Here is a 13,405-nt window from a genome sequence, read left to right on the forward strand (position 1 = left end):
CTCGCCGTCCTCGTCAGCGTGACGGCCGGAGTGCAGGCGACGGTCAACGACGCCTCCGGGGATCCCTTGGGGGCGCACGTCGCCCTGGTCATCGTGGTGGTCATGGTCTTCTGGGCCTTCCTGGTCGCGGGCCTGATGTTCGAGCCCTACCGCCAGTTCGGCCACACGGGCCGGCTCCTGCAGCTGACCGGGATCTGTCATCTGCTGACGGTGTTGCAGGACTCGCGCTCCTGGTCGCTCGCGCGTGTGGGAGACGTCGCGAGCATTCTGATGCTGGGGTTGCTGGCCCACCTGATCCTGACGCTGCCCCAGGGCCGGATCATCAGCGGACGCCGGCGGGCGGCGGTGGCGGGGATGTACGCCGGGGTCGTCGCCGCGACCGCCGTCAGCCTCCGTTACGGTCCGGGGTTCGACGCCGGCTGTGACTGCTTCCCGCCCGGTCCCGAACTCTCAGCGGCCGCCCAGCGCGGGCTTCTCTACGGCTCTGCGGCCTTCTTCTGGGCGTACGGGCTGATCCTTGGGGGCGTTCTGATCTGGCGACTGCTCATCAGACCCCATCCGGCCCAGCGCAGAAGCTTCTCCCTCGCCGCGCTCACCGGCGCTCTCACGATCGTTGGGGTGGGGGGCCGGCTGGGTCTGTTCGTCATGCCGGGCACGCCCGCTCCCGACGGCCCCTACGCCGTGGTGTACGCGGCCACGCTGACCACCATGGTGCTGGGCCCTCTGGGGCTGGTCACCGTCGTGGTCCGCGCGCGCATGCACCAGGCGTCCATCCTCGACGCGACGGTGGGTGACCAGGGCCTGCTTCCACCCTCCGAACTGGAGAACGCCCTGGCCACCGTGTTGAAGGACCCGACCGTGCGCCTGACCGGGCATCCGCCGGTCGAGCCGGGACGCTCGGGGGTGCCGTTGCGGATCGCGGGCGACCACGTCGTCCATCTGACCTATAGTTCCGCGTTGGACGGCCAGCCCGAACTCATCCGCTCCGCGGCCGCCCTCGCCCGGCTCACCCTTCGCGACGACCACCTTCGCGCCGAACTGGCCGACAACCTGGAAGCGGTGCGCGCCTCCCGAGCCCGCATCGTCCAGGCGGGCGACGCCGAACGCCGCCGCATCGAACGCGACCTGCACGACGGCGCCCAGCAACGCCTGGTCAGCCTCGCTGCCCGGCTGGGGCTGGCCCTCTTACAGCTTTCCCGTGGTCAGCACGCGACGGCGACGGCGACGGTGACCGCGGCGGTCGGTGAACTCCAGGACGCCCTGGAGGAGTTGCGTGAGCTGACCCGCGGCCTGCACTCACCGGTCCTCGAGAACGCCGGGCTGGCCCAGGCCCTGGCCTCCCTGGCGGAACGGTCGCCCATCCCCGCCTCGGTGATGGCCACCGGCGAGCGGCTCGCCCCCGCCGTCGAACGGGCCGCCTACTTCGTGGCCGCCGAAGCGGTCACCAACGCGATCAAACACTCCCAGGCGCAGCGGATCACGATCACCGCCGAGATCCGGAACGCCCGTCTGGTCCTCACGATCCAGGACGACGGGATCGGGGGAGCCCGGGCCACGGGCAGCGGGCTGAGCGGCCTCGCCGACAGGGTCGCGGCGCTCGACGGACGGCTCACCGTCACCAGCCCGCCGGGCAGGGGAACGGCTCTGGTCGCCGAACTGCCTTCGCCGCCTCACGACCTCAGGTAGGTGAGCACCGCCAGCACACGCCGGTGCTCGGCACCGGTGGCCGGCAGCCCCAGCCCCGCGAAGATGCCGCGGACATGGCTTTCCACGGTCCTTGAGCTCAGATGCAGCCGTTGGCAGATCGCCTGGTTGGAGTGCCCCTCGGCCATCAGCGCGAGCACCTCCCGCTCACGCCCGCTCAGCGTCGCCACCGGCCCGCGCACCGGCTGCCTCCCGAGCAGGCGTACGACGACGTCCGGGTCGATCGCCACGCCGCCCGCGGCCACCCGTTCGACCGCGTCGACCAGTTCGAGAACGTTGCTCACCCGGTCCTTCAAGAGATAGCCGACGCCGCGCGCGTCGTCGCCGATCAGCTGGACCGCCTCCCGCGCCTCCACGTGGTGGGACAGGACCAGCAGCCCGAGGTCGGGGAATCCTTGCCGGAGCCGCTGCGCGACGACCAGCCCCTCGGTGCCGTAACCCGGCGGCATGCGCACGTCCACGATCGCCACGTCCGGCGGGTCGGCCTCCACCGCCGCCAGCAACGCCTCGGCGTCCCCGACCGCCGCGACCACCTCGACCCCGGCACCCTCGAACAGCCGCACGAGCCCTTCCCGGAACAGGACCCCATCCTCAGCGATCATCACGCGCACGCCGCCACTGTAACCACGCCGCACCTGGCCCGCCCACGCGATTCAGTGCGGGCACTGAACGAGTCCGGTGCCGGCCCCGTGGAATCCGGCATCCCCATCCCGAAAGGGTGGTTGAGGCCGATCCTCTACCGAACGGAGCGCACCGATTCCCATGACCCGCCATGCCGCACCCGTGCCCCCCGACCTCGCCCCGTCCCGGCACGTCGGGGCCGAGCCGCGGCGCACGTGGCTCGTCGTCACCGTCTGGGCGGTCACATCGTCGGTCGCCGCCCTCGGCCTCCTGGCGGTGCAACCCGTGACCGGCCTGAGCATGGAGATCCTTTCGCTGGTGATGCTCGCCCCCGCGATCGGAGCGGTGATCTGCCGGGCAGCACTCCGGAAACACCTGCCGAGCTTCGCCGAACCGGCACCGGCGGGCAGGTTCCTCCTGGCGGTCGTCCTGTCGGTGGTCGTGGCGGCCGTCTACTTCGCAGCCGTTTCGATCGCCCGAAGCCATCCGCCGCAGGTGCCCGCCAGGGTCGCCGGGATGCCGGTGGCGGTCATGATCCTGGCCCAGGCGGTCGGCGCGCTGGCCGAGGAGATCGGATTCCGGGGCATCCTGTTCCACGCGCTGAGCGCGAAGACGCCGCGCTTCGTCGCGGCGACGGTGGTCGGGCTCCTCTTCGGCGTCTGGCACGTCCAGTACTTCGAGCTGCCGCTCTTGGAGCACCTGGCGTTCATCCTCGGCACCGTGGCGCTCACGGTGACGATGACCTCTGTGATGACGGGGTCGTTCTGGCAGCGCATGGTCGTGTGCACCATCATCCATCTCGGCGCCAACCTCGCCCTGGCCTTCACCGGCGGTGACGCGGTGCCGATGTCGACCTTCGGCCTGGCCCTGCTGTTCGGCTGCCTCATCGTGGGGCCGATCGGCGCCGCGTCCGCACGCCGAGCCCAGGCGACCGAAGCATCGGGGTCAGGGCGAAGGAGTTGACCAACGGCGCACGCCACCGACGTGCGCGTCGGCAGGTCCGGCGTAGCTCACGGCTTTCGTGCCACGCCGCCGTACAGGCCGACCTCGGATGCCTGGACCTCGGGGGTGTCCGTGTCGGGCCGCCACTGGTTCACCAGGACCACGCCGGGTTCGATCAGCTCCAGATCCTCGAACAGTTCCGTCACCTCGGCCTGGGTACGTGCCAGGACGGGAATGCCGTGCGCCTTGAGAACGGACTGCGCCTGGTCTCCGGTGGTGGGGGTGTGGTCGTTGGTGCTCAGCGACAGGGCGAGGAAACTTCCGGGTGCCAGCGCCGCCATGTACCGGCGGAGGAGGTCGCGTGCCTCGTCCTGGGTGGGAATCAGGTGCAGGGTGGACAGGATGAACAGTGCGACCGGCCGGTTGAGGTCGAGCGTGGCCGTCAGGTCGGGCGTGGCGAGGACCGCTTCTGCTTCGCGCATGTCGGCGTGGATGTAGGCCACGTGGCCTTCAGGCGAGCTGCTCAGCCTGGCGTGGGCGTGGGCCAGGACGATGGGGTCGTCATCGAGGTAGACGACTCGTGTGCTTGGGGTGATCTGCTGGGCGATCTCGTGCAGGTTCGGGGAGGTGGGGATTCCGGTGCCGATGTCGAAGAACTGGTCGATGCCCTGCTCGGCCGCGAGGTACCGGGTGAGCCGGTGCATGAACATGCGGTTCTGCCGCACCGACACCTGCGCGGAGGGGACGGCTTTGAGCAGTTCCTCGGCGGCCTGCCGGTCGGGCGGGTAGTTGTCCTTGCCACCGAGAATGTAGTCGTACACGCGCGCCGAGTGCGCTTTGCTGGTATCGATGTGCGGTGGCTGGTAGTCGAGCCTCCGCTTGGTCCAGTCCGCATCCTCGGCCATGTCGCAGGTGCCTCCTTCGTCAACGGGCCCGCGGGGGGATGCCGGAGGCGCCGGGCCTGTACGCCAACGGGGTCATTGCCTTGCGGGCTGCCCCACGTCGTGGTGATGGGCAGCCGCGCCTGGGTGGGTCAGGATGCTCGCAGTGCCGTCTTGTGCGGGAGCCAGCCGAGCGCGAAGACGTCGAGCTCGGTCCCGGTGAACACCAGGGCCGGCCCATCGGGGTCTTCGGACTGGCGCAACGCGAAATGGTCGTTGTCCAGCGGCTTGACCTCCACGCAGGAGCCGCCGTTGTGCCCGCTCCACGGCTTGTGCCAGCCATCGGCGCCCAGATCCCGGGTGGCGTTCGGCAGGTGTTTCATGCCCCGATCTCCTTGCGGATGTCGCTGAGGAACTTCTTGGTGCGTTGTGGTGGCGGCGCTTGTGCGCTCATCCGGTCCAGTGCCTCCTGAAAGGCCGTCACGTCGGGGTATTGGTCGAGGTAGACCGCGCCGAGCGCGTTCTCGACGTAGACGATGTCCGGCATCTCAGGAAAGGGAAATCGGAAAAGGTGGAAGGGCCCGTACATGCCCTCATGGACACACAGCGCGAAAGGGATCATCTGCAGCTTGAGATTGGGCAGCGCCAACGCCTCGATGAGGTGATCGATCTGGCTGCGCATCACCTCGGGAGGGACCATCGGCCGGCGTAGCACGGTCTCGTCGATCACCACCCACAGGTCGGGCCCGCCGGGGCGGGTCAGCAGCTGCTGGCGCTGCATGCGCAACGAGACCCGGCGCCCGATGTCCTCCTCGTCGTCGAGCCCGGCGCTCAGCACGGCGCGTGCGTACTCCTCGGTCTGTAGCAGGCCGGGGACGTAGTGGGGTTCGTAGGCGCGGATGAGTGAGGCTTCCTCTTCGAGGCTGACGAACGCCCGGAACCACTCGGGCAGCGCGTCGCGGTAGCGGTACCACCAGCCCGGCTGGTTGGCCTCCTTGGTCAGCGTGAGGAACGTCTGGGCTTCCTCGCCCTGGACCCCGTACTCCTGGAGCAAGATCTGGATGTAGGGCAGCTTCCACTTGACCTGGCCCTGTTCGATGCGGCGGATGGCCAGCGGGCTGAGCCCGAGGCTTGCCGCGGCATCTTCCAGCGACTTGCCTGCCGCCTGCCGCAGGTCCCGTAGTCGCTTGCCAAGGACCAGCAGCCGGACGGTCGCGGCGCTTGCCGACTGTCCCTGAGCCACCTGCCGCGCCTCACCTGTGTGCATGCTCCGAACGCTGCCGTGCACGACACAGCAGATCCGGGGCGGAGAACCATTTCATGATGAAATTATCATAGTGCACCTTGTACGGCGAAGTTCTCATACCGCATAGTGGTGCTCAGACCTACTCCCTGACTATCTGTGGAACGGCGGTGACTCACCCGTGCTCCCGATGGACACCGGTGTCTGCGTCCGGCACGAGGCGTTCCAACTGGCCATGCACGGCACCTCCGTCGCCCAGGCACGGCACCGCACCCTCGCCTGGTTGCTCCGGCACTCGATCGCGGGCGAGCCCGCGGAGACCGCAGTGCTGATCACCAGCGAACTCGTCACCAACGCACTCGTGCACAGCGTCAGCGACGTCATCTCCTGCGCTCTGCACCTCGACAACGGCCACCTGCGCATCGAGGTGACCGATCAAGGCACGATCAAGACGGCCCCCGCCGTCCAGCATCCTGCCCTGGAGGACCTGTCCGGGCGAGGGCTGCTCCTGGTGGACACGCTCTCCGAAGCATGGGGCGTCACCCCCGTCACCCCGTGCGGACAAACCGTCTGGGCCATCGTGCCCACCCGCCCGTGACCGATCCGGCGATGCCGGCCCGTGGTCCCGGCATGTCGCGGTAAAGGCTCTCGTCCAGCAACTACGCGACGGACACACACGCCGGCGAGGCACGTGTGGTCGCCATCGAACGGATCCGGGCCCTGAGCCCAGCGGCAGGCGATGTGGTTATGGGGGCGTCTGTTGCGGCGGGGCGGCTCAGGTGGACATTCTGAACGGCTTGGAGGAAACCCTGCGTCTGGAGTTCCTCCTCATCCAGGCTTCTGCCGTCTGCCCAGGTGCGTGACGGGCGGTCCGCACGGGTGGACGTGAAGCTCTCCGCTCGCGGGCACAGAAGAGGATCCGCCTGTCCAGGACCCGGCAGCCGTGAATGACCGGGGCAGATGCGCCGCACCGCAACCCTCGCTAGAGTTCGTTGTGATCTTCGACGTTGACATGCGCGGTCGATGGCTGCCATTCCTCGGACTGCGAGCACGGTTGGGCGCTCGAGCAGCGTACGGCACCAGGGGAGACGGGTTTGGCCGGCCAGAGCAGGGGACGGCCGGGCTGGCTCCACGTGGGCGCACTCGAGCATCGGCTGACTCGGGCCTGGAACCCCGGCACGTTCCCGCCCGCCGAGGCTCTCGTGGCCGTCATGACGCTGTCGGCCGTGCCCCGCGCCTTAGGTACCCGCCTGGCCGCACATCTGGACGGAGGTCTGGTCATCGGGGTCGGCGCTGTCCCGGATCTGCCCGGATTCGAGACTCTGCGCGGCGTTGCACTGCCGGTCCAGGAAGGCGGCTGGGAACACAGCGCCGGCATCTACGACCCTGGCCGGCACCGCATCGGGGTGGGCAGTGTGCCGTCTCCGTCGATCAGCGTGATGGGGCACGAACTGGGGCATGCCATGGATCACCTGGAAGACATGCCATCACGTGGTGCATTCTGGTCCCACTTACATGACCTGCGCGCGGCTCATCTGGCGCCGCCCTTCCGGCAGGATGTGGCCGAGCTCTACGCTGAAGCCTTCGCCTGCGTGCTGACCCGCCGAGCCCGGCGCCTGATCGCCCTCTTCGGAGATGAGGACGCCGCTCAGCGCGCCTATCTGTGGTTTTCGGGCCGCTATGGGATCGGCTGACCAGACCTCCTTGCCGCGCCGGAGGCGCGCGCTATCCTGGGCGAGGACGGTAACCGGTGAGACGGAAGGGACGCGGCTCATGACCGCCATCATGCTGGCCGGCGGAGTCTTGCGCGTACCCGATCCCAGTGTGCTGCCGGACGGGACTCGCGTGGACGCGACTCGCGACATCGCACCTGATGCCCCGGATTACGCGACCTGGCTACCGTATGCGATCCCCGAGGAAGCCGCACGGCGCGGCAGCGCCGATGACGAGCACATCCTGGGGCGGTGGCGAGCAGCCGCTAGCGCCTGACACCCCAAAGGCCGGTGCCGGTGCCGCGGGAGCGTCACGTGATGCCATCCCACGCGACGCGGATCACTCCCAGCCGGCGAAGATCCGACTGACCTGCGCCTTGAGGAGTGCTTCCAGCCCATGCGAGTCGCAGCACGTCACACCGCCCCCGTCTACCAGCAGGTTGGTCGATCCTCCGTACAGAGGCATCTGTATCACCCGACAGGTAGATGATCCGTTCCACTTCCCTAAAATACCCGTATGACCTGCGCGAATGGGCGCGGGCAGCCGCCGACGTCGAGGCCGAGGACCTCGACCGAGCGGTCGCCCTCTCATACAGCCGGAACAGTGCCCTGTCACGCGGCGGCGGGTCGCGGCGCTGCCTCAGGGTCCCGATCGGTTGCCGGGCGCTCCGCCGACGGGACTTTACCCGCAGGGCTGGACCAGTTTCCCGGGCGCAGCATGTTTCCATGCTCTCGACCTGCGGAACGGCGGCGACGGAGAAGGTAAGACGCTACGCGGTGCCGACGCTAACCCGCCGCGGCCATAGACGCGACAGTTCTTGATGACGGAAGGAGCGCTCATGCCTGACGTTCCTGACGTGGCTGTATCCTCGGGGGGAGTCAGCGGCCCGACCTCGGTGGCCGGCCGAGCTGATGAGCTGGTCGTACGACTCCTCCAGCCGCACCACAGTCACGGGTCCGCACCCCATCGGGGGGCGGTGCGCGGACCGATGGTCGACGGGCCTCCGGTCGTGTCGGGCCGGCCGATGCCGTTCCTCTTGAAGGACTTGGTGCCGGCCGGCGTCGCGCCGCCGGCCCGGTCCGCTTCCGAAGTCTTCCCGCTCCTGGCGACAGCAGCAGGCCGACCGGCGGTCACGGCACCGCGAGTCACGCCTCCCGCCGGCACCGCCCCGCACGCACTCTCGCAGGCGGGTCTCATTCCGCGAACTCCACGACCTGATGGGCTCGTGTGGAGATGACATGTCAGTACGTTCACGCCCCCATTCCATCCAGGCGCGATACACCCTGGTCGCGGCGCTCTTCGCGATTACCGTCCTGGTGACACTCGGCACGATCACGGACCTCGCGATCCGGTATCAGGTGGCGTCCAACGCCTTCGATGAGGCCGAACGGGTGGCGAGTCAGTGGAGCGCGGCCGCGCGCAACGACTCCGTGCCTCGCCCGATCCCCGCCGCAGCGCCCGTTGAGTTCATCCAGGTCGTGGACGTGCACGGGCGGGTGGTGGAGTCCAGCAAGGCGGCTTCTGAGACCGTTCCCCTCAGCCTGCGGCGTCCCCCGCCCGACGACCGCTTCCAGCAGTACACAGAGTGCCCGTCACCAGACCACTGCCTGCTGTTGCAGGCCATCCGGCTGTTCCCGGCGCAGGACGCGTCCGTGGTCTATGCCGGTCTCGCGGAACCCGCCCTGCTGGCCACCCATCGTCTGGAGTACGCCGTCGCCGCGGGGACCATCCTGATCGCCGGCGTCGTGGGCTGGACCACCTGGATGCAGGTGGGGCGCACGCTGCGTCCCGTCAAAGCCATCAGTACCAAGATCTCACAGATCACCGTGAGTGATCTCAGCGTCCGCATCCCCGTGCCACCGGGAGACGACGAGGTCGCACAGCTCGCCACCACCGCTAACGAGACCCTCAGCCAGTTGGAGGGCGCGGTTGAGCAGTTGCGGCAGTTCGCACTGACGACCAGCCACGAGCTGCGAACCCCGATCGCCGGGCTGCGCGCGCACCTGGAGGAGGCGCTGTTCTACCCCGACGACGTCGACACCCAGGAGACGATCCGCGCGGCGCTGGTCAGCACGGACCGGCTCGACGCGATCGTCACCGACCTGTCGCTGCTCGCGCGCCTCCGTGCCGAGGACCGGCAGCTCCCGGAACGGATAGACGTGGGCGAACTCGTCACCGCCGAGGTGCATGCGCAGTCCGGGCCCGTGCCGATGAGCGTCACGGCGGCCTCGGGACTGTGGATCCACGGCTCTCGCATGCAGCTGATCCGCGTACTGGCCAATCTCCTTGCCAATGCGCAGCGGCACGCCGCGTCCTCGATCGAGGTCACCGTGGAAGAAACCGACGGCGGAGCCGCGATCACGGTGAGCGACGACGGGAACGGCGTCCCGCCCGCCGATCGAGAACGAATTTTCGAACGCTTTGTCCGGCTCGACGACAGCCGCCGTCTCGATGCCGGCGGCAGCGGCTTCGGCCTGGCCATCTCCCGCGACATCGCCCAAGCCCACCACGGCACGCTCAAGGCCGCCGACTCATCCGGCGGGGCCAGGTTCGTCCTGTGGCTGCCGCTGATCAAAGAAGACCTCACGCATCCGGAGGCGTAGCCGAAACCCCCGTGCGTAGGAATTCGGCGGCCGTGGCAGCACGCGCTCCAGACGCGTCAGCACCTCGGGCTGAGGACGATCGGTCCGGTGCGGCCGTATCCAGGTCCCCGGCTCAGCCGCTGTCTCAGTCCAGGATATTTTCGCGGAGCGCGCGCAGTACGGCATTGGTGCGGTCACGCGCCCCCAGTTTCATCAGAACGGTCGAGACATGATTCTTCACCGTCCCCTCGACCAGAAAAAGGGCCTGCGCGATCTCCCGATTGCTGTAACCCTCCGCGACCAGCCGCAATACCTCCAGCTCCCGCTCGGTGAGCGGCTGCACCGGAGGCAGCCCGGCGTCGACCGGCGACCGCCGACGCCGCACGGCCCGCAGCAGCCGGTCTGTGATCGACGGCGAGATCAGCGTCCCGCCGTCGGCGATGACGCGGATGGCCTTGGTCAGCCGTTCGAGCGTGACGTCCTTGAGCAGGTATCCGCACGCCCCCGCCCGCATCGCGTCCAGCACCAGGTCGTCGTTGTCGAACGTCGTCAAAACGAGCACCGGCGGCACGGCACCCGTCCGCTCGCGCAGCGCGTCGAGCGTCCAGAGGCCGTCGTGGCGCGGCATGCGCAGGTCGAGCAGCACGACGTCGGGTTCGAGCTCCTCGATGGCGGCCAGCGCGGTCATGCCGTCGTCGGCCTCGCCCACCACCTCGATGTCGTCGGTCAGGTCGAGCAGGCTGCCGATGCCTTGCCGTACGAGGGTCTGGTCGTCGACCACGAGTACCCGGATCATCGCGCGGGCACCGTCGCGGTGATGCGGAAGCCGTTGCTGCCGTCGAGCCGTACGTCGCCGCCCATGGCTCCGATCCGCTCGGCCAGTCCGCGCAGCCCGTTGCCGGGCCTGACGTCGGGGCTGCCGCGGCCGTCGTCGACAGAGGTGAGCCGTACCGCGTGATCCGGCATCGTCTCGATCCGGATCCGCAGCGTCGTGGCCGCAGCATGGCGGATGGTGTTGGTGACGATCTCCTGGACGACGCGGATGAGCGTCTCGGTCAGCTCCTCGCCGGCCTGGACGTCGTCATCGATGCGCACGCTGATGTCGAGACCTGGGATGTCGCGCACCACGGCGGTCAGCGACTCGCGCAGGTCGGGCGCGTCGGCGCGCAGCTGACCGACGGTCTTGCGAACGTCGCCGAGCAGTTCCCTGGCCACCGCGTTCGCCCGCTCGACGTGCTCGTGCGCCTCGGCGCCTTCGTGGTGCCGCGCGACCTCCAGTTCGAGGGCCAGCGCGGTGAGCTGGTGGCCGATGAGATCGTGCAGTTCTCGCGCGATGCGCAGACGCTCGTGGGCGCGGGTGGTGTCGGCGAGGATGGTGCTGGCCGCCCGCAGCTCGACGTGCGCCTCGGCCAGCTCGCGGCGCATCCGCTGCTCCCTGATGATCGCGGTGGTGCTGAGCAACGTCGCCGACTGGATCAGCAGGTAGAGCAGCGCGTTCAGGAGGATCTGGTCGCCCGGCGCCGACAGGAGGCTCGCGGTCAGGCCGATGACGCCGGTGTTGAGCGCGATCACGACCGGCCCGCCCCAGGCGGGCAGGACGTAGGCGGCCATGGCGGCAGTGAAGATCAGCAGGATCGGCAGCCAGCCCGCGCGGGGCGCAGTCAGGACGACGGCCCATCCCAGGACCACCGACAGCACGTGGGCGATCCGGGCCGGCCAGAGCCCGGTCTCCTCCCACAGGGCGGAGAACATCAGGCCGGCCAGCAGCCCCACGAACAGCGTGGTCCACAGCGCTCTGGGGACCACCGTGGGGCTCAGGCCGAGCAGGGTCGGCGCACCCACCGCGACGGCCATCAGGAACACCACCAGACCAGCCCAGGTGTTGGGTTCCATGCGCCGCATATCGCCACTGTAAGGTCGCGGCCGCCGAGGCGGGGGTGCCGAAAGTCATGGGCCCGATCACTGACGATCGGCACAGGCTTCGCGGACCGGCCGTTCCTAGCGTCGTACCCATGTCATCCTCCTCAGCCGTCGAAGCCGACGGCCTGCACAAGCGCTACGGCTCGACGGTCGCCGTCGACGACGTCAGCCTGTCGATCGCGTCCGGTGAGGTCTTCGGCATCCTCGGGCGCAACGGAGCCGGCAAGTCGACCACCGTCGAGCTGATCGCGGGGCTTCGGCGGGCCGACCGGGGCACCGTACGCGTGCTGGGGCTCGACCCCTGGCAGGACCGGGCCCGCCTGCGGCAGGTTCTCGGGGTCCAGCTCCAGAGCAGCCACCTGCACTCCGCACTCACGGTCACCGAACTGGTCCGCCTGTTTCGCGCCTTCTACCGCGACCCGCTCGGCACTGACGAGCTCATCGAGTCCGTCGGCCTGACCGACTCCCGCAGCGTCCGCTTCGAGCGGCTCTCCGGCGGCCAGCAGCAGCGGCTGTCGATCGCGCTGACCCTCGCCGGGCGGCCCAGAGTGGTGATCCTGGACGAGCTCACGACCGGCCTCGACCCGGAGGCCCGCCGCCACATGTGGTCGACCGTCGCGTCCCTGCGCGACTCCGGGGTGACCGCGCTGCTCGTCAGCCACGCCATGGAAGAGATCGAACGGCTGTGCGACCGGGTGGCCCTGCTCGACGCGGGCCGGGTCGTAGCCCTCGACTCGCCCTCGGGGCTCATCAGTCGGGTGGGTTTCAGCCGGCGGGTGACGTTCAGGGTGGCGGAGGCCGTGCCCGTAGGGTTGCTGGAGAAACTCGACGGGGTCGACCAGGTACGCGCCGACAACGGCAGGGTGGTCGTCGAAGGCCGCGGGGATCTGCTGCAGACCGTGAGCGTCGCACTCGTACGCGCCGGCGTCGTCGCCACCGAGACCCGCAGCGAACAGGCGACCCTCGACGACGCCTTCCTGGCCCTGACCGGCCGGCGTCCGGATCACCACGAGGACGTGAGCCGATGACGGGCATCCCGCTTCCCGCCGTCCACCGACCGGGCCCGCGCTCATGGCTCGAGCTGCTGATCTGTGAACTCAAGATGGTCGTGCGCGACACCGCCGGCCTGATCGTGCCGATCGGCCTGCCCATGCTCATCCTGGTCATGAGCGCCTCGTCGGCCGGCCGGCAGGAAATCGCGAACGGCCGTACGGCACTCGACGTGTACGTGCTGCCGCTGGTCTTCACCATGATCCTGGCCACGACCGGCATCATCAACATGCCGAGCTTCCTCGCCTACTACCGCCGCAGCGGCATCCTGCGCCGCCTCGCGGTGACCCCCGCCTCTCCCGCCATGGTCCTCGTCGCCCAGGTGGCGGTCGGCGTGCTGCAGACCTCCATCGGGGTCGCGGCCGCATGGGCGCTGGCGTCGCTGGTCTTCGACGCCAACCCGCCGGTCCACCTCGCGGCGGCGTTCGGCGTCCTCGCTCTCGCGACCGCCGCCATGTACGCCGTGGGCATGATCGTCGCTGCCCTGGCCCCCACCCCGAACTCGGCCGTGGCGATCGGACTGGCCTCGTTCTTCGCCGTGGGCGCCCTCGGCGGCATGTTCGGTAACCGGGAAAGCCTGCCGGACGCGCTCGCGGCGATCGGCGAATCGCTCCCGTTCGGCGCCTCCGTCCAGGCGCTGTCGGCCGCCTGGACCGGCGCCGCCGTCCAGCCCGTCCACCTGATCAGCCTCACTGCTGCCATCCTGATCGGCGGCGCCGTCTCGGCGGCCCTCTTCCGCTGGGAGTAGC

General features: G+C 69.3%; 14 protein-coding genes. 8 read left to right on the top strand and 6 right to left on the bottom strand.

All coding sequences use genetic code 11. The features are described 5' to 3' along the window. Window positions 1-18 precede the first annotated feature (18 nt). Window positions 19-1,686 (top strand): sensor histidine kinase, encoded by a 1,668-nt coding sequence (locus tag FH608_RS29230; protein ID WP_139633824.1) that lies wholly within the window; start codon window positions 19-21, stop codon window positions 1,684-1,686. On the opposite strand, the gene FH608_RS29235 is transcribed toward FH608_RS29230, so the two are convergent. Continuing rightward, the gene (locus tag FH608_RS29235) at window positions 1,671-2,306 is read right to left on the bottom strand and encodes a response regulator (protein WP_139633882.1); all 636 of its coding nucleotides are present in this window, start codon (window positions 2,304-2,306) and stop codon (window positions 1,671-1,673) included. The genes FH608_RS29230 and FH608_RS29235 overlap by 16 nt on opposite strands. A 160-nt stretch (window positions 2,307-2,466) precedes the next feature. On the opposite strand from FH608_RS29235, the gene FH608_RS29240 reads away from it, so the two are divergent. Then, on the top strand, window positions 2,467-3,288 hold the full coding sequence (locus FH608_RS29240; RefSeq protein ID WP_139633825.1) for a CPBP family intramembrane glutamic endopeptidase: 822 nt from the start codon (window positions 2,467-2,469) through the stop codon (window positions 3,286-3,288). Between the two features lie 47 nt (window positions 3,289-3,335). On the opposite strand, the gene FH608_RS29245 is transcribed toward FH608_RS29240, so the two are convergent. The 3 genes from FH608_RS29245 to FH608_RS29255 all read right to left on the bottom strand — a co-directional run bounded on the left by FH608_RS29245 (window position 3,336) and on the right by FH608_RS29255 (window position 5,415). Further along, complete coding sequence (locus tag FH608_RS29245; RefSeq protein ID WP_139633826.1) at window positions 3,336-4,172, bottom strand: SAM-dependent methyltransferase; 837 nt, start codon at window positions 4,170-4,172, stop codon at window positions 3,336-3,338. 128 nt (window positions 4,173-4,300) lie between these two features. Further along, window positions 4,301-4,531, bottom strand: a complete 231-nt coding sequence (locus FH608_RS29250) for a DUF397 domain-containing protein (protein WP_139633827.1) — start codon at window positions 4,529-4,531, stop codon at window positions 4,301-4,303. Further along, window positions 4,528-5,415 (bottom strand): helix-turn-helix domain-containing protein, encoded by an 888-nt coding sequence (locus FH608_RS29255; RefSeq protein ID WP_193318689.1) that lies wholly within the window; start codon window positions 5,413-5,415, stop codon window positions 4,528-4,530. The genes FH608_RS29250 and FH608_RS29255 overlap by 4 nt, the downstream gene beginning before the upstream one ends. A 166-nt stretch (window positions 5,416-5,581) precedes the next feature. Between FH608_RS29255 and FH608_RS29260 the strand changes: the two genes are divergently transcribed. The 4 genes from FH608_RS29260 (at window position 5,582) to FH608_RS29275 (ending at window position 9,707) form a co-directional block, all read left to right on the top strand. After that, window positions 5,582-5,989 (top strand): ATP-binding protein, encoded by a 408-nt coding sequence (locus FH608_RS29260; protein ID WP_226900019.1) that lies wholly within the window; start codon window positions 5,582-5,584, stop codon window positions 5,987-5,989. A gap of 613 nt (window positions 5,990-6,602) precedes the next feature. Then, window positions 6,603-7,085 carry a type III secretion system effector protein gene (locus tag FH608_RS29265; RefSeq protein WP_139633829.1) on the top strand — a complete coding sequence of 161 codons (483 nt, stop codon included), beginning with the start codon at window positions 6,603-6,605 and terminating at the stop codon, window positions 7,083-7,085. Between the two features lie 79 nt (window positions 7,086-7,164). Next, window positions 7,165-7,380 carry a hypothetical protein gene (locus FH608_RS29270; protein ID WP_139633830.1) on the top strand — a complete coding sequence of 72 codons (216 nt, stop codon included), beginning with the start codon at window positions 7,165-7,167 and terminating at the stop codon, window positions 7,378-7,380. A gap of 1,040 nt (window positions 7,381-8,420) precedes the next feature. Next, a complete protein-coding gene (locus FH608_RS29275; protein ID WP_226900012.1) occupies window positions 8,421-9,707 on the top strand; it encodes a sensor histidine kinase in 1,287 nt (428 codons plus the stop codon). Window positions 9,708-9,831: 124 nt separating this feature from the next. Here the strand turns inward: FH608_RS29275 and FH608_RS29280 are convergent, their stop codons facing one another. Next, on the bottom strand, window positions 9,832-10,482 hold the full coding sequence (locus FH608_RS29280) for a response regulator (RefSeq protein ID WP_139633831.1): 651 nt from the start codon (window positions 10,480-10,482) through the stop codon (window positions 9,832-9,834). Continuing rightward, window positions 10,479-11,588 (bottom strand): histidine kinase, encoded by a 1,110-nt coding sequence (locus FH608_RS29285; protein WP_139633832.1) that lies wholly within the window; start codon window positions 11,586-11,588, stop codon window positions 10,479-10,481. Before FH608_RS29285 ends, FH608_RS29280 begins: the two co-directional genes overlap by 4 nt. A 110-nt stretch (window positions 11,589-11,698) precedes the next feature. Here FH608_RS29285 and FH608_RS29290 point away from each other — a divergent pair, with 110 nt between their 5' ends. After that, window positions 11,699-12,634 (top strand): ABC transporter ATP-binding protein, encoded by a 936-nt coding sequence (locus FH608_RS29290; protein WP_139633833.1) that lies wholly within the window; start codon window positions 11,699-11,701, stop codon window positions 12,632-12,634. After that, window positions 12,631-13,404, top strand: coding sequence for an ABC transporter permease (locus FH608_RS29295; protein ID WP_139633834.1), 774 nt, complete (start codon window positions 12,631-12,633; stop codon window positions 13,402-13,404). The genes FH608_RS29290 and FH608_RS29295 overlap by 4 nt, the downstream gene beginning before the upstream one ends. Window position 13,405: the final 1 nt, after the last annotated feature.

The sequence above is a fragment of the Nonomuraea phyllanthi genome (assembly GCF_006334985.2).
Classification (GTDB): Bacteria; Actinomycetota; Actinomycetes; order Streptosporangiales; family Streptosporangiaceae; genus Nonomuraea; species Nonomuraea phyllanthi.